General features: G+C 66.9%; 17 protein-coding genes. 6 read left to right on the forward strand and 11 right to left on the reverse strand.

The window, feature by feature from the left end:
- The first annotated feature begins 3 nt into the window (after positions 1-3).
- Positions 4-1,998, forward strand: coding sequence for a PTS fructose transporter subunit IIABC (locus tag G6N32_RS27150; protein ID WP_115318086.1), 1,995 nt, complete (start codon positions 4-6; stop codon positions 1,996-1,998).
- A 39-nt stretch (positions 1,999-2,037) separates the two neighbouring features.
- Complete coding sequence (locus G6N32_RS27155; RefSeq protein WP_036342539.1) at positions 2,038-2,295, forward strand: HPr family phosphocarrier protein; 258 nt, start codon at positions 2,038-2,040, stop codon at positions 2,293-2,295.
- Between the two features lie 35 nt (positions 2,296-2,330).
- On the opposite strand, the gene G6N32_RS27160 is transcribed toward G6N32_RS27155, so the two are convergent.
- From G6N32_RS27160 to G6N32_RS27170, 3 genes are all read right to left on the reverse strand, one after another.
- Positions 2,331-3,707 (reverse strand): MBL fold metallo-hydrolase, encoded by a 1,377-nt coding sequence (locus tag G6N32_RS27160; protein ID WP_115318085.1) that lies wholly within the window; start codon positions 3,705-3,707, stop codon positions 2,331-2,333.
- A 23-nt stretch (positions 3,708-3,730) separates the two neighbouring features.
- A complete protein-coding gene (locus G6N32_RS27165) occupies positions 3,731-4,606 on the reverse strand; it encodes a sulfite exporter TauE/SafE family protein (protein ID WP_115318084.1) in 876 nt (291 codons plus the stop codon).
- 178 nt (positions 4,607-4,784) lie between these two features.
- The gene (locus tag G6N32_RS27170) at positions 4,785-6,500 is read right to left on the reverse strand and encodes a chloride channel protein (RefSeq protein ID WP_232077369.1); all 1,716 of its coding nucleotides are present in this window, start codon (positions 6,498-6,500) and stop codon (positions 4,785-4,787) included.
- A gap of 199 nt (positions 6,501-6,699) precedes the next feature.
- On the opposite strand from G6N32_RS27170, the gene G6N32_RS27175 reads away from it, so the two are divergent.
- Both G6N32_RS27175 and aqpZ read left to right on the forward strand, forming a co-directional pair.
- Positions 6,700-8,148, forward strand: a complete 1,449-nt coding sequence (locus G6N32_RS27175) for a chloride channel protein (protein WP_115318082.1) — start codon at positions 6,700-6,702, stop codon at positions 8,146-8,148.
- Between the two features lie 119 nt (positions 8,149-8,267).
- Positions 8,268-9,017, forward strand: coding sequence for an aquaporin Z (gene aqpZ / locus G6N32_RS27180; RefSeq protein WP_276047466.1), 750 nt, complete (start codon positions 8,268-8,270; stop codon positions 9,015-9,017).
- Here aqpZ and G6N32_RS27185 read toward each other — a convergent pair.
- The 8 genes from G6N32_RS27185 to G6N32_RS27220 all read right to left on the reverse strand — a co-directional run bounded on the left by G6N32_RS27185 (position 9,014) and on the right by G6N32_RS27220 (position 14,805).
- Entirely contained in the window at positions 9,014-9,565 is a 552-nt protein-coding gene (locus G6N32_RS27185; RefSeq protein WP_115318081.1) for a Dps family protein, read from the reverse strand. The genes aqpZ and G6N32_RS27185 overlap by 4 nt on opposite strands.
- An 80-nt stretch (positions 9,566-9,645) precedes the next feature.
- A complete protein-coding gene (locus G6N32_RS27190; RefSeq protein WP_232077371.1) occupies positions 9,646-10,569 on the reverse strand; it encodes a DNA-3-methyladenine glycosylase family protein in 924 nt (307 codons plus the stop codon).
- Positions 10,570-10,573: 4 nt separating this feature from the next.
- Positions 10,574-10,951 carry a DUF427 domain-containing protein gene (locus tag G6N32_RS27195; protein WP_115318080.1) on the reverse strand — a complete coding sequence of 126 codons (378 nt, stop codon included), beginning with the start codon at positions 10,949-10,951 and terminating at the stop codon, positions 10,574-10,576.
- 78 nt (positions 10,952-11,029) lie between these two features.
- Positions 11,030-12,397, reverse strand: coding sequence for an NAD(P)/FAD-dependent oxidoreductase (locus G6N32_RS27200; protein ID WP_410432353.1), 1,368 nt, complete (start codon positions 12,395-12,397; stop codon positions 11,030-11,032).
- 20 nt (positions 12,398-12,417) lie between these two features.
- Complete coding sequence (locus tag G6N32_RS27205) at positions 12,418-12,777, reverse strand: cupredoxin domain-containing protein (RefSeq protein ID WP_115318975.1); 360 nt, start codon at positions 12,775-12,777, stop codon at positions 12,418-12,420.
- A 43-nt stretch (positions 12,778-12,820) separates the two neighbouring features.
- Entirely contained in the window at positions 12,821-13,840 is a 1,020-nt protein-coding gene (locus G6N32_RS27210) for an NAD-dependent epimerase/dehydratase family protein (protein ID WP_172507227.1), read from the reverse strand.
- On the reverse strand, positions 13,837-14,337 hold the full coding sequence (locus G6N32_RS27215) for a nuclear transport factor 2 family protein (RefSeq protein WP_115318079.1): 501 nt from the start codon (positions 14,335-14,337) through the stop codon (positions 13,837-13,839). The genes G6N32_RS27210 and G6N32_RS27215 overlap by 4 nt, the downstream gene beginning before the upstream one ends.
- A gap of 51 nt (positions 14,338-14,388) precedes the next feature.
- Positions 14,389-14,805 carry a hypothetical protein gene (locus tag G6N32_RS27220; RefSeq protein ID WP_232077373.1) on the reverse strand — a complete coding sequence of 139 codons (417 nt, stop codon included), beginning with the start codon at positions 14,803-14,805 and terminating at the stop codon, positions 14,389-14,391.
- Between the two features lie 205 nt (positions 14,806-15,010).
- Between G6N32_RS27220 and msrB the strand changes: the two genes are divergently transcribed.
- Positions 15,011-15,484 carry a peptide-methionine (R)-S-oxide reductase MsrB gene (gene msrB, locus G6N32_RS27225; protein ID WP_115318078.1) on the forward strand — a complete coding sequence of 158 codons (474 nt, stop codon included), beginning with the start codon at positions 15,011-15,013 and terminating at the stop codon, positions 15,482-15,484.
- Positions 15,481-15,990 (forward strand): peptide-methionine (S)-S-oxide reductase MsrA, encoded by a 510-nt coding sequence (gene msrA / locus G6N32_RS27230; protein ID WP_102808477.1) that lies wholly within the window; start codon positions 15,481-15,483, stop codon positions 15,988-15,990. The genes msrB and msrA overlap by 4 nt, the downstream gene beginning before the upstream one ends.
- The last annotated feature ends 73 nt before the right edge of the window (positions 15,991-16,063 follow it).

The raw sequence follows: 16,063 nt of genomic DNA on the forward strand, positions 1-16,063 counted from the left end.
ACCATGACGAACTCCACGATCATCAGCACCGAATTGGTGCTGCTCGACGTCGACGCCGGATCGGACAAGGAATCGGTGATCGGGCGGCTCGCGAGCCGCCTTGCCGAGAGTGGCCGCGTCAGCGACGGCGCGGCACTGCAGGCCGCGGCCATGGCGCGCGAGGCGCAGTCGGCCACCGGGCTTCCCGGCGGTATCGCGATCCCGCACTGCCGATCGGCCGCGGTGAGCGCGCCGTCGATCGGATTCGCCAGGCTGGCACCGAAAGTCGACTTCGGCGCACCCGACGGCCCGGCGGATCTGGTATTCCTGATCGCCGCGCCGGACGGTGCCGGCGCCGAGCACATGAAGCTGCTGTCCAGCCTGGCACGTGCGCTGGTGCGCCCCGACTTCGTGCAGTCGCTGCGCGACGCGAAGTCGGCCGAGGACGTCGTGGGCCTGGTCGACGGCGTGGTCAACCCCGACAGCGCCAAGCCCGCTGCCGCGCCGGCCGCCACAGCACCGGCCGCGCAAGCGAAGTCGATCATCGCCATCACCGCATGCCCGACCGGAATCGCGCACACCTACATGGCCGCCGATGCGCTCAAGCTGGCCGCCGAACGCGCAGGGGTGAACCTCACGGTGGAAACCCAGGGATCGTCGGGCAGCACCCCGGTGAGCGCGCAGACCATCAGCGGCGCCGACGCCGTCATCTTCGCCACCGACGTCGGCGTCAAGGACCGGCAACGCTTCGCCGGCAAACCGGTGATCGCTTCCGGCGTCAAGCGGGCCATCAACGAACCCGACACGATGATCGCCGAAGCCGTTGCCGCCTCGGACAATCCGCAGGCCGCGCGAGTCGAGGGCAGCGCGGCCGCCGCCGACAGCGGCGCACCTGCCGGCGGAGTCGGCTGGGGAACCAGGATCCGGCAGATCCTGCTGACCGGCGTCAGCTACATGATCCCGTTCGTCGCCGCCGGCGGTCTCCTGATCGCGCTGGGCTTCCTGTTCGCCGGCTACGACATCGCCAACACCCCGGACGGCGCCACCAAGTCGCTGGGCAACCTGATCGCCACTACCAACTCGCTGACCAACCTGCCCAGCGGGGGCTTCACCCAGTATCTCGGTGCGGTGTTGTTCACCCTGGGCGGGCTGGCGTTCAGCTTCCTGGTCCCCGCACTGGCCGGTTACATCTCGTTCGCCATCGCCGACCGGCCCGGTATCGCACCGGGATTCACCGCCGGTGCGGTCGCGGTGTTCGTCGGCGGCGGCTTCATCGGCGGTATCGTCGGCGGCCTGATCGCCGGCTTCGCGGCACTGTGGATCAGCAAGGTGAACGTGCCGCAGTGGGCGCGCGGACTGATGCCGGTGGTGATCATCCCACTGGGCGCGTCGCTGGTGGTCGGCCTGCTGATGTTCCTGCTGCTGGGCCGCCCGCTGGCCGCGATCACTTCGGGGCTGACCAACTGGCTCAACGGCCTCACCGGAGCCTCGGTGATTCTGCTCGGCGTGATCCTCGGCCTGATGATGTGCTTCGACCTCGGCGGCCCGGTCAACAAGGCGGCCTACGCCTTCGCCACCGCCGGGCTCAACGTCGCCGATCCCGCCTCGCTGCGGATCATGGCCGCGGTGATGGCCGCCGGCATGGTTCCGCCGCTGGCGATGGCACTGGCCACCACCATCCGGCCCGGCCTGTTCAGCGAACCTGAGCGCGAGAACGGCCGCGCCGCTTGGTTGTTGGGCGCCTCGTTCATCTCAGAGGGGGCGATCCCATTCGCTGCAGCCGATCCACTGCGGGTCATCCCGTCGATGATGGCCGGCGGCGCCGTCACCGGCGCGCTGATCATGGCCTTCGACGTGACACTGAAGGCACCTCACGGCGGTATCTTCGTGTTCTTCGCGATCGGCAACCTGGTCTGGTTCCTGGTGGCGCTGGCCGCGGGCACCGCTGTCGGCGGGTTCGCCGTCGTCACCGCCAAGCAGTTCATCGGTAAGACGGCCGCCGCACCGGCGACCGCCTAGTCAACGAAGTTCGAGAAACGAAACAAACAAAGGAGTCTCATGCACACCAAGACCGTCATCGTCGGCTCGGCGATCGGATTGCACGCCCGCCCCGCCGCGATCATCTCGGAAGCCGCTGTCAACGCCGGGGTTCCGGTGACCCTGGCGGTGGACGGTGGCGAGCCGGTGGACGCCGGATCGGCATTGATGATCATGACCCTGGGCGCGGGTAACGGCGCGCAGGTGACCGTCGCCTCCGAGGACGAGGCCGCCTGCAAGGCGATCGCCGAGCTGGTGCAGCAAGACCTCGACGCCTGATCCAGCTGTCCCTTTCGATTCACGCGTTCTGAACGTCACGCGTTCTGAACGACGGTGTCCCACGCGGCGTAACCGCCGAGCAGATCACTGACGTCATCGAATCCGCGCTTGCGGAGCAGGCTGGCCGCGACCGAGGAGCGGTAGCCGCCGGCGCAGTAGACGACGGTGGGCTTGTGCGGGTCGAGCTCGCCGACCCGGTCGGGAAGCTGGCCCACCGGGATGTTGACGGCGCCACTCACCATTCCGGCGGCCGCTTCGCCCGGATTGCGGACGTCGACCAGCTGCTCCGGCACCTCGGCCAGCCGGTCGCCGAGGCCGCTGGCGGTCAGCCGAGAGGCCACCTCGACGTCGTCGCGATGGGTGAACATCACCTCGTACGGCTCGGCGAGGTAGCCGACGACACGGTCGAAACCGATTCGGGCCAACCGGTTCTTACCCTCCAACTCCTGGCCCGGCTCCGTCATCAACACGATGTCGATGTCGGGTTTGACCACAGAGCCGGCGAATTCCGCGTACCGGCCGCCCAATCCGATGTTGACGGCGCCGCGCAGGTGGCCCAACGCGAACTCCTCGGGAGCACGTCCGTCGACCAGGGTGGCTCCGGCCGCCACCGCCGCGCGCACCTCGGCGTAGGTCATCGCGCGCGGTGGTTTCGTCTCGTCCAGCAGGTCGCGGTCCTTGCGGTTGAGGATGGCGTCGTAGACGAAGTAGCCCGGTGCGGGCGGCTGGTTCGCGGTGACGAGGTCCAAGAAGGTCGCCTTGTCGGGGGCCCGCAGTGCGTAGTTGGTCATCCGCTGCTCACCCATGGTCGACCACAGATCCGTCGAAAGGTTCTTGCCGCAGGCCGATCCCGCACCGTGGGCGGGGTAGACCCGGGTGGCGTCGGGCAACGTCATCAACTTGTCGTGCAGAGAGTCGTAGAGCTTGTCGGCGAGCTCCTCGCGACTGAATCCGATGGATGCCAGCAGGTCGGGACGCCCGACATCGCCGATGAACAACGTGTCGCCGGTCAGCACGCCGTACGGCTCGGTGTCGACGGAATGCTCATAGAGCACGATGCTCAACGACTCGGGGGTGTGCCCCGGGGTGTGCAGAAACTCCAACTGCACGTCGCCCAGGGAGTAGCGCTCGCCGTCGGCGACGCCCATGACGTCGAATTCGGGTTCGGCGACCGAGGAGTAGACGATCGTCGCGCCGGTGGCCTTGGCCAGTTCCAGGTGACCGGACAGGAAGTCGGCGTGAAAGTGGGTCTCGATGACGAGCTCGATTCGCATGCCGAGTTCTTCTGCGTCAGAGAGATATTCGGAGGTGTCGCGTTGCGGATCGACGACCACGGCTCGGCCGGTGGATTCGTCACCGATCAGGTAGGACGCGTGTGACAGGCAGTCCAGGTAGTACTGGATGAATTTCATTTCGGTTCCTTTCTCCGGGACGATCAGGTGGTGCCGGCCGCGGCGGTGGGCCGGGCCAGCAGACCGTGCAGGGGACACGCGGCAATGTGGTTGCACGCGAACATGAATGCGGGCACAAGTCCGGTCAGTGCGATGCCCACGTAGCCGACGATCGGATCGAGCTGCTCGCCGAGGATGACCGAGGCCATGATCAGGACGAACCAGCCGAACCCCTTGCGGAGTACCTCGGGGTTGACCTTGGCGGCGAACCTCGATCCGACCAGTGCGCCGACGACGGCCGCGGCGGTCACCATCAGCGCCATGGTCCAATCGATCTGCACGACCGACAGGTAGCCGGCCAAGCCCGCGAATGAGTTCATCGCGATGACCGCCAGCGACGTACCCACAGCGGCCGGCATCGCCAGCCCGCCCAGCAGCACGAGTGCGGGAACCACCAGGAATCCGCCACCGGCACCGACGGTTCCCGTGACCAGTCCCAACGCGAGCCCCAGGGCAGCGGTCCTGGCGAGCAGCGCTACGCCGGTGTGCGCAGTAGCGGTGGGCGTCTTGCGGCCGCGCAGCATCGCGACGGCGGTGACCACCATGATCACCGCGAACGCCACGAGCAGCGCATCGCCGGGGATGAAACGGGTCAGCTGGCCGCCGCTGTACGCGCCCACCATGGAGGTGGCGCCGAACAGCAGGGCGGTCCGCCACTGCACCCGACCGGCGCGCGCATGTGAGACGGCTCCCACGGCACTGGTCACGCCGACCACCAACAGCGACGTCGCGATGGCATGTTTGGCGTCCATGCCGGCCACGTAGGCCAGCAGCGGCACCGTGAGGATCGAACCGCCGCCGCCGAGCAGGCCCAACGAGACGCCGACCGCAATCGCCAGTGCCACCGTCAACGCCAACATCACAGTCACCGGTCCTTCCCGAGATATACCATGGGGGGTATATAGGACCTTACGGTATATACCCCCAGCGGTATGTGCAAGAGGGCTGTGTCACACGCCGGCGGGCGGGATCTATCAGGTCAGCGGATGTCGCTCGGCAAGCCACCCTGAGCAGTCCGCGATGTGGGCCCGACCCGGTTTACGGGTGCAGCCTGGCCAACACCGCTTCATAGGTGACCCATCCGACAAGGAAGGTCCGGTCCGGATTCAGCACGGGCAGACCACTGCCTCCCCGGCCCTTGAGCGCATCGAGGATGCGGCGGACATCGGCGTCAGATGCGATGGCGGCAACCGGCTTGACCAGATCCGACACCGTGCTCGGGGCGTCTGTTTCATCGAGCGCCTCGGCCACATCCTGGGCCGTGACGCACCCGGCGTAATGCCCGTCTTTGGTCACCACCGGCAACATGCCGAACGTCGTCTGCGACAGCGCCTTGGCGGCCGCGGTCATCGAACTGTCCACCGTCAGGGGCTCGGGCGCAGGAACAGCAAGATCGGCAGCATTCAGGTCCGGCAATTCAACCGGCGGCTTGTCGAGGTCAACACCCCGCCGCCACAGCTTGGCCGTGTAGATGGTGTCTTTCGACAGCAGATGCGCAGTACCGGCGGCCATCACCACAGCTGCCATCAACGGCAGGATGATCGAGTACTCGCCGGTGAGTTCGAACAGGATCACCACCGCGGTGATCGGCGCTCGTGTCGCACCGGCCAGCGCCGCACCCATCCCGATCAACCCGTATGCCCCCGCGGTTTCGGTGATCGTGGGAAACAGGCCATGGGCTACGGTGCCGAACGCGGTTCCGGCCATGGCGCCGACGAACAACGTCGGCGCGAAAACTCCTCCGGAGCCACCGATCCCGATGGTGAGGCTGGTGGCGAACATCTTGCCCACCATGAGGAGCAGCAACATGCCGATCACATACCGGCCTTCGACTGCATTCTCCAGGACCGGATAACCGACGCCGTACATCTGGGGCAGAGCCAGCAGGACGCCACCGAGAAGCAGCCCACCGACTGCGGGTCTGGCCCACTCCGGCCCACGCCACAGCCAGTCGCACAAGTCCTCCACGCGGTAGAGGATCTTCGAGAACGCAACCCCGACCACGCCTACGGCCACCCCGAGCGCCGCATAGAGGATGTACTCGGCCACATTGTGCACGGCGAACGACGGCAGCGAGAGAAACGGCTGGTTACCCAGCATTGCCCGCCCCACGACGTCAGCGGTGACGCTCGACAACACGACCGCGCCGAAAGACTGGGCCGCGAAGTCCCGGAGGATGAGTTCCATGGCGAAGAACGGGCCGGCCAGCGGCGCGTTGAACGTTGCCGAGATTCCGGCCGCGGCCCCACACGCAACCAGAAGTCGGACCCTTGGGGTGTCGAGCCGAAGGATTTGGGCAATCGTGGAGCCGGCCGCCGAGCCGATCTGCACGATCGGTCCCTCCCGTCCGACCGAACCTCCGCCGCCGATGCACAGCGCCGAGGCCAGGGCCTTGACCAGGGTGACCTGAGGCGCAATCCGACCGCCCTTATGGCTGACGGCATACATCACTTCGGGCACACCGTGCCCACGCGCCTCCGGCGCGAACTTGTGCACGATGGGTCCGTATATCGCCCCCGCGATCACCGGGGTCAGCAGGAGGAACCACACTCCCAGAGCCGGCCACTGCGCGCTTGGTATCCGCCCCAGCCCGGAATAGTCGTCGTAACCGGTGAACACCCTGGTGAAGAAAGTGATCAGGAATCGGAAGCCGACCGCGCCCAAACCCGTTACCGCGCCGACGGCGACCGCAAGGGCCACCAGCGCCGATGGGCTGTCCCGCAGCCAGCCGACGACCACGTTACGACTGGCCATCGGGATTCTTCGGGGCATTCCGAGTCCATCGGGCACTCCTGCAGTATGGAATAGTTGCACACTGCTTCCTAATCGAGCTGTCGCGAGCGTCCTCTCGACAGCGCCGCGATGCCCTCGATATCTCTTGAACTGCAATATGATTCGCCATCTCGGTTCTGGATCCACGTCAGTGGTCCACCAATCCTGCTAGCCTCACACCATGCCGCGGCCGCGTCAGAATCGTGACGTCGAACCGGGTGGTCCGTTGGGCGCATTCATTCGCAGGTCCGGTTATCTGCGGAAATGGCTGATCCTCGGCATCGCTATCGGCATCATCGCCGGACTCGGGGCAGTCACTTTCTATCTCGCGCTCGACTACACCGGCCAATTTTTGCTCGGCTACGTCGGCGGCTATCAGATTCCCAAGCCGGTCGGCGACGGCGGCCAGCCGGGGTCACCAGGCTTCGTCCGTCCCTGGGCGATACCGCTGGTGACTTTCGGTGGCGCGCTGGTCTCGGCGTGGATCGTGGCCAAATTCGCCCCCGAAGCTGAGGGCCATGGAACAGACTCTGCGATCGAGGCGGTCCACAGCGACCCGCGGGCGATCAGGGGCCGCACGATCGTGGTGAAGACGATCGCCAGTGCGCTGACGATCGGTTCTGGAGGTTCGGGTGGGCGGGAAGGACCCGCGGCACAAATCTCGGCCGGCTTCGGCTCGTTGATGACGCGTTGGCTCAACCTCACCGACGACGACGGACGGATCGCGGTATCGCTCGGCATCGGATCGGGGATCGGCGCGATCTTCGGGGCGCCCCTCGGAGGCGCAGTGCTCGCGGCCTCGATCGTCTATCGCGAGGACTTCGACTACAAGGTGCTGGTTCCGGGATTCATCACCTCGGCCACCGCGTTCTCCGTGTTCGGATCGATCCTGGGATTCGAGCCGCTGTTCGGCTACGTGGCCTCCGACTTCCGATTCCATCAACCGGCGATCCTCATCTGGTTCGTCGTTTTGGGCATCGTCGCCGCGGCGTTCGGATATCTGTACGCCCGAATCTTCTACGGCACCGTCTCCGTTACCGCCAAGCTACCGGGCAACAAGATCATCAAGCCGGCACTCGGCGGCCTCCTCGTCGGTCTCCTTGCACTCGCCATCCCGCAGGTACTCGCCAGCGGGTACGGGTGGGCGCAAAAAGCCTCCGACACAAGCACTCTGCTGTCCATCCCGCTGTGGATCGTGCTGCTGCTTCCGCTCGCCAAGATCATCGCGACGTCGTTGTCGATCGGCACCGGAGGTTCCGGAGGCATCTTCGGCCCCGGTGTCGTCATCGGCGCATTCGTCGGCGCAGCGATCTGGCGGCTCGGGCACGACATCGGGCTGCCGGGGCTACCCGCCAGCCCCGGTCTCTTCGTGGTGGTCGGCATGATGGCGTGCTTCGGAAGCGTGGCTCACGCACCTCTTGCCGTGATGATCATGGTTGCGGAAATGACCGGTTCCTTCTCGGTCGTACCGTGCGCCCTCGTCGCGGTCGGGATCGCCTACCTGCTGATCTCACGCACGCCGGTATCGATCTACAAGGCACAGCGACTCAATCGAGACAGCGCCGGCGCCCAACGGGTTGCTGATTCGGCACACGAGGTGCCGCGGCCGCGCGACGACTTCGCCGGCTAAACAGGTCACCGTCTCAACACGATTCAGCAAAGTTCGGTGCTTTCGTGGGCACCGCCCTGCGATCATCAGCGGAGATCGACCCGACCGACGAGAAGGGTTACCCAGTGAGAGCTCCAACGATGGCGCACCGACTGGCCGCAGAATTCATCGGTACATTCCTGCTGGTTCTGGGCGGGTGCGGCGCGGCGGTATTCGCCGCCAACCCGGCTGAAGACAGCTCCGTCGGCATCGGTTTCCTCGGTGTCGCGCTGGCTTTCGGCCTCACCGTCCTGGCCGGCGTCTACGCGTTCGGCACGATCTCGGGTGGCCACTTCAACCCGGCGGTCACTTTCGGCGCGGCCCTGGCACGCCGCGTCGAATGGAAGGCGCTCCCGGCGTACTGGGTGGTGCAGGTTATCGGCGGCCTGGCCGCCGGGGCGGTGATCTATTGGATCGCCAAGGGCAGGGCCGGTTTCACGCCGACAGGCCATATGGCCGCCAACGGATTCGGTGAGCATTCACCGTTCCACTACTCGCTGGCCGCGGTGGTGATCGCCGAGGCGCTTCTGACCTTCCTTTTCTTACTGGTGATCCTGGGCGCCACCGACGACCGCGCACCAAAAGGGTTCGCCGGCTTGGCAATCGGATTGATGCTGACGCTGATCCACCTGATCTCCATCCCGATCTCGAACACATCGGTGAACCCGGCGCGTTCGATGGGTGTGGCGTTCTTCAACGGCGACGGCGCGCCCGCGCAGCTGTGGGTGTTCTGGCTGGCGCCGCTCGCCGGCGCGGCCGTGGCGGGTGCTCTCTACCCGCTGCTGTTCGGCCGCGCCGAGGAGCTCGCGGACCGTCCGGTCCGTGACGACACGCTGGACTCGAAGGCCTAACTCTTCGCCTTCGCAGCCTTGGCGGCACCCTTCTCCGTCGACTTGCCCTCGTGTGACAAAGTCCCACCGGCGTTTTCGAGGTGAGCACGCACGAACCACTGGAACTTCTCCAGCTCGGCGGCGTGGCCGATGAGGATGTCCTGGGTCACCGGGTCGAGTTCCTCGGTTGCCTCGATGTTGTTGCGCAGGTCCTCGATGACACCGTCATACACGAGATCGACTGCGGCGAGGTGCGCCTGGACGGTGTCGCGCCCGACGCTGTAGTCGTCCCACGTGCGGTCCTTGAGGATGGCACCCGGGGTGCCCTGCGGCGACGCGCCCAGAGTGGCGATCCGTTCAGCGACTTCGTCGGCGTAGCCGCGGACCAGATCGACCTGTGGGTCGATCATCTCGTGAACGCCGATGAAGTTGGGGCCGACCACATTCCAGTGCACATGCTTCAACGTGAGGTGAAGGTCGTTGTAGGTGCTCAACTGCTTCTGCAGGAGATCGGTCACCTTACGAGCCTTCGCTTCGGTCAATCCGGGGACGGTGAACTTTGCACCCATCAATAGCTCCTTTCGAGCGCTGGCTTCTCGAACGGCACATACCCGGGTTGCCGTGCTGGTAACCGGATGTAAGAGCTGCGTCACAAATTGCTGATGTGCTGCACCGGCAGCCGCGCACCGAACCGCGGCTTGTACGCCAAGCGGGCGGCTTCGAGCAACCGGATAGCGCGGTACCGATGCGGGCGCTCCGGCTCCAGCAACTCCACCATCCCGGCATCGTCGACGGGGGTGCCGATCAGCGTCCAGCCCACCATCTTCGAGATGTGGTAGTCCCCGATCGACAGCGCGTCGGTGTCACCGAATGCGCGCTGCGCGGTTTCGGCCGCCGTCCAGACCCCGACGCCCGGCAGTGTGGTGAGCGCGTCGCGGGCCGCGGTCGTGGGCCGGCCCGACAACCGTTCGAGCGCGTCCGCGCGCTGAGCGCATCCGATGATCGTGCGGGCGCGGCCGGGATCGATGTTGGCGCGGTGGAACTCCCACGACGGGATGCGCCGCCATACGTCGGCCGCCGGCGGCACCCGCATCCGTGCGGGCGCCGGGCCGGGCGCAGGGCTGCCGAACTTGGTGACCAGCAGGCGCCAGGCGCGAAACGCGTCGGCACCCGGCACGCGTTGCTCGATCACCGCGGGGATCAGCGCCTCCAGCACCCGTGCGGTGCGGCCGAGGCGCAGATGTGGCACCCGTTTGGCGGCGGCCTGGATGACCGGGTGCTGCGGGTCATAGCTGGCGGGGTCGTCGTCAACGCCCAGCAGCGCAGGCAGCGCCTCGACGAATTCTTCGGCGCCGTCGCCCCACGCCTGGCACCCCACGGCGTCGGGCGCAGTGCGGTAGATCCGAGCTGTCACCGGCCCGCTGGCTTGCAGGCTGGTGCGCCAGATCGCGCGATCGGCGTCGAGTTGGTAGCACGGGTCGCCGGGTCCGCGGCGTTGCGGCGCCAGCGTCAGCCCCGGGCTGGCAGGCCCGGGAAACAGCAGCGTGCGCTCCCGCACCGATTCGGGGGGCACCTGGTCAGTCCGGCGCGACGCTGATGTCGGCCTTGTTCGGGTAGAACGCGACGTGTCCCGCGATCGCGGCGACAGCCGGGTAGGGCTCCTCGTAGGTCCAGATCGCGTCCTCGACCGTGGCGTCCCCCGCGGTGACGCTGTAGTAGCTGGCCTCACCCTTGTACGGGCAGTACGTGCGGGTGTCGGTGCAGGCCAGCACTGCCGGGTCGACGTCACCGAGCGGGATGTACTGCACCACCGGATAGGTGGATTCGGCAAGGCCGAGCGCGGCGCGGGTGTCGGCGACGAGTTGGCCGTTGATCCGGACCTGCACCCGGCCGGAGGTCGGGGTGATCGTGATGGGGTGATCGGCGGTCGGTTGCTTGATCTCACGTGTGCTCATCGGTGTCTCCTCCGGGGATCGGCGTAGTTGGTGCAACACCGCCTTGCACTCACGATTCCCACGTTAGATCGCGCGCCGTCAGGGGCGGCGGGCAATCGTGTCCGCGATCACGGCGATCGGGGAGGTGGACGCCCGCCCGCCGTCTTCGTGCCGGTCGGCCAGCTTGTACGCGGTGTACATGCCGCGAACCCCGAGCCAGCGCAGCGGCTCGGGCTCCCAGGTGGCCGAGTGGTGACCGACCCAGGGCAGCGCGGTCAACGGGGTGGACCGTTTGAGCACCAGGTCGGTCAGGGTCCGGCCGGCCAGGTTGGTCGCCGTCACACCGTGGCCGACGTAACCGCCCGCCTCGCCGAGTCCGGTGACCGGATCGAGGCTGACACCGGCCGACCAGTCCCGGGGGACGCCCAGCACGCCGCACCAGCCGTGGGCGATCGGCACCCCGCGGGTCTGCGGCAGCGCGGTGTTGAGCACCCCGGTCAGGTAGGCGATGGTGTCGGCGCCGACCGCGCCGTCGTTGTCGATGCGGGAGGCGTAGCGATAGGGCACCGCCCGGCCGCCGATCGCGATGCGATTGTCGGCGGTGCGCTGGGCGTAGAAGAACCCGTGCGCCAGATCGCCCAGCGTTTCCCGGCCCGCCCAGCCGATGGACGCCCAGACGTCGTCGGACATCGGCTCGGTGGCGATCATCGCGCTGTTCATCGGCAGCCAGCGCCGCCGCAATCCGCGCATCCGGGCGGTGAAGCCCTCGGTGGCGCGCAGCACGATCGGCGCGCGCACCACGCCCCGCGGGGTTTCCGCCCGGCCGGGGCTGATCGTGGTCACCGGGGTCTGTTCGTAGATGGTGACGCCGAGACGCTCCACGACGTCGGCGAGGCCACGGGCCAGCTTGGCGGGCTGGATGCGGGCGCAGTGCGGGTTGAACATCCCGAGCACCACGCCGTCCACCCGGATCCGCGCGGCTGCTTCGGCGGCGGTCAGCAGTTCGATGCCGTCGGTGCCCCACTCACGGTCCTCGTCGGCCTCGGCGCGCAGCCGGCGTGCCTGCGAGGGGTTGCGGGCCACCTCGAGGTTGCCGCCCTTGACGATGTCGGCCTCGATACCTTCGTGCGCGGCCACGTCGATCACTTCATCGACGGCGGCGTTGAGGGTCTGCTGCCAGGCGACGACGTTGGCGCGGCCGTACTTCTTGGCCAGCAGCCCGCGGTGGCCGGGCGCCAGGCCGGACAGCCAGCCGCCGTTGCGTCCGGAGGCGCCGAACCCGGCGAACCGCGCCTCCAGCACCACGATCCGCAGCGAGGGGTCGGCTTTCTTCAGGTAGTAGGCGGTCCACAGCCCGGTGTAGCCCGCGCCGACGATGCAGACGTCGGCATCGCGGTCACCCGGCAGCGCGGGACGCGGTTGGGGAAGCTCGGTGAACCAGTGCGAGACGGCGCCGTTAATTGCCACGCACGACAGGCTAGACCGATCTACTGGACGACGAGCTGTCCGTGCATCGACGGGTGATAGGTGCAGTGATAGGCGTAGGTTCCCGGCTTGCTCGGAGCCGTGAAGGTGGCCGTGCCCTTCTCGCCGACCTCGACGTTGAACGCGGCGCCGGAGTCGGCGGTGACGGTGTGCTCGACGCCGTCGGAATTGGTGACGGTGATGGTGGCTCCGGGTGACACCGGGCCGGGCGAGCCGAATTTCATGTCGGCGATGCTGATCGTCGGGCCGGCCGCGGGCGGAGCGGACGACGGTGAAGCTTTGGTCCCCGCCGAGCACGCCGCCACCAGGAGAACAGCAGCGAATGCGACGGCGACGTACAGAGCAAAGATGCGTGGCGTCATACGCGGGACACGTATTGGCCTGCGGCTGGGTTCAACCCCCCGCTTACTCCGACCGGCTTGCCTTCGCCTGCCGTTTCGCCTCGCGCAGCCCAACCCAGAAGCGCGCGGCTTCGCGGATGGATTCCTCGACGGGGCGCGGCTGCCAACCGAGTTCCTGAACGGCCTTGCTGCAGTCCAGCGGTCCCTCGGCGCGCATCAGCCGCAGCGAGCCCAACGACAGCTTCTCGTCGGTCTTCTGCAGCCGCGCTTTTGCGGTGCCCAGCGCGGCCAGCGCGTAGGCGACCGGGAGCGGGATCGTCTTCGTCGGCGGCGGCATGTTCGCCTCCAAGGCCGCGATGCGGGCCACTTCGGCGTTGCTGATCATCTTCTCGGAGATCAGGTAGCGCTCCCCGACCCGGCCGCGCTCGGCGGCCAGGATCATCGCGCGGGCCGCGTCGTCGACGCCGACCGCTTCGAGTTCGATACCGCCCATCACGAACGGCAGCTTCCCGAAGGCGGCCCCGGCGATGATGGCGCCGTGCGGGGTTCGCCCCCAGTCACCGCCGCCATAGGTCGTGGACACGCACATCGCGATCGCCGGCAGCCCGTGTTCGCGGGCGTAGCGCAGCACCAGTTGTTCGGCCTGCACCCGGGACCGGACGTAGGGGGTGAGTCCGCGGTCGGTGATGATGTCGGCTTCCGTGACCGTCCGGCCACGACGGCGGCCGACAGTGACGTAGCTGCTGGTGAAGATGAAGCGATGCAGGCCGGCGCCCCTGGCGATGTCGAGAACGTTGCGGGTGCCCTCGACGTTGGTGTGGAACAGCGGGGCCGGATCGCTGAGCCAGCCGCGGGCGTCGACCACGCAGTAGTAGACGTCGTCGACGCCGGCCATCGCCTCACGCAGCACGTCGTTGTCCCAGATGTCGCCGACGAAGCGCTGCACGTCGAGGTCGTCGATGGAGATCGTGGACGCGTTCGGCCGCACCATGACTCGCACCTGATGCCCGTCGGCGACCAGCTGCCGGGTGACGTGCGAGCCGAGGAAGCCGTTGGCCCCGATGACCAGTTTCGGCTGGGTCACTTCATGCCCCCGTTGGCCTTCATCCAGGCGGCCGCCTCCTCGTCGAGGGTGCCGAGCTTCTCGGCTTTCTTGCACCACCTCATGCTGGCCTGCAGGAATTTCAGCGGGTTGTAGATGTCCTCCTGGCGCGACCAGAGGCCGTCGCCGGCGTAGGTGACGATCGAGATGTTGGTGGCGCTGATGATCGTGCCGTCACCGGGGTCGCGCATCGGGTTGTCCAACTCGCAGATGACCCGCCCGGTCTCCTCGTCGAACACCGCCCACAGCGACGGGAACTCGGTCATGTAGCTGCCGGGGAAGCTGCCCATGGTCTTGGTGATCCAGGCGCGCACTTCGTCGCGGCCCTTCATCGTCCCCATCGCGTGCTCGATGTAGTCGACGTCGGGGGTGTAGTGACTCACCCAGGCGTCCCAGTCCTGGGTTCTGGCGGCCTCGGCGACGGTGTTCTCGAACGTTGCAAAAGCTTCGGTCAATTCTTCACGGGAAAATCGCGCCACAGCTTCAAACTAGAACACGTTCTATCGACCTTTGTCGAGGGCTTGTCGGTATCACGACCCGGCGGCGCGACTGCGTGATCTCCGGGACAAAACGGCTGACAGGCCGATACCGAGGATCGCGACGGCCCCAACCCCCGACAGGACGATCGTCCAGATCCGCCGATCGGTCAGCTCCTTGTGGCACAACTCCACGTAGTCGGTGTTGACGATGATGTCGTCATGCGGTTCAGCCATGCCCGGCGTCTCCGGCACACCCGCTGGGCTGGGCGTGTTCTTTCCGCCCTGCACCGTCGCCGCCCGCGCGGCGGACAGGTCTGGAGCGACCGCGCTGCCACACCGAACCTGCGCCGGCTCAACCGAAACGGGCCCCCGATGCCCCGGTCCGGCCGACACCGGACTCAGCAGTCCTGCCACTCCGGTCACCAGCGCCAGTACTCCGACAACGACGATCGCCCACCTCATCACCATGGGGTTGCGCTACCCGCTCTCGCCGCAATTACACGTGGCTACCGGCACGCTCACAAACGGCCTGAGGCGGGGATGGGGTCGTGGTACCGATGCCAAGACCCACCTACCGACGTTGTTACAGCGAGGCTCAGCGCCGCAGCGCGCGTCGGTTCTGACTGATCTCTGACATGGGAACTATCCGAACAATCATTGAGGTTGTACAGGCATGGCGCATGACTATCACCGCAATCCCGCCGCCGTTTCCGCGCTGTCCCCGGAGCAATATCGGGTGACCCAGGAGAACGGGACCGAGCGGCCCTTCACCGGCGAGTATTGGGACAACCACGAGCCGGGCATCTACGTCGACGTCGTCTCGGGCGAACCGTTGTTCGCCTCGACCGACAAATTCGAGAGTGGGTCCGGCTGGCCGAGTTTCACCAAGCCGATCGAGTCGTCCCCCGGAAAAGCAAACGTCGTCACCAAGAGGGACTTCAGCCACCTGATGGTCCGTACCGAGGTTCGCTCGGCGGCCGGCGACAGCCATCTGGGGCACGTGTTCAAAGACGGCCCTCGCGCGCAGGGAGGGTTGCGCTACTGCATCAACTCAGCTTCGCTGAGATTCATCGGGCTCGACGACCTCGAGGCGCAGGGCTACGGCGAGTACAAGCATCTGTTCGAGACTTCCAAGGAGGACGCGTGAGCAACACCAAGAGGGCGATTCTGGCAGGCGGTTGCTTCTGGGGCATGCAGGATCTGATCCGCAAGCAGCCCGGCGTGGTGTCCACCCGGGTGGGTTACACCGGCGGCCAGAACGACCACCCCACCTACCGCAACCATCCCGGCCACGCCGAGGCGATCGAGATCGAGTACGACCCGGCGCAGACCGACTTCCGCGCGCTGCTGGAGTTCTTCTTCCAGATCCACGATCCGAGCACGAAGAACCGGCAGGGCAATGACGTCGGCACCAGCTACCGGTCGGCGATCTTCTACCTCGACGACGAGCAGAAGCAGGTCGCGTTGGACACCATCGCCGACGTCGACGCATCCGGGCTGTGGCCGGGCAAGGTGGTCACCGAGGTGACCCCGGCCAGTGATTTCTGGGATGCCGAGCCGGAGCATCAGGACTACCTGCTGCACTACCCCAACGGCTACACCTGCCACTTCCCGCGGGCGGGGTGGAAGCTACCGAAGCGGGCTCAGGTCTAGGGATCGCGCCGAGTGTGCGGATTCGTACGCGACACACCGCTGTTCGCGGATGAGGACGCACACTCGTCGCGGT

The organism is Mycolicibacterium aichiense (assembly GCF_010726245.1).
In the GTDB taxonomy this organism is placed as follows: domain Bacteria; phylum Actinomycetota; class Actinomycetes; order Mycobacteriales; family Mycobacteriaceae; genus Mycobacterium; species Mycobacterium aichiense.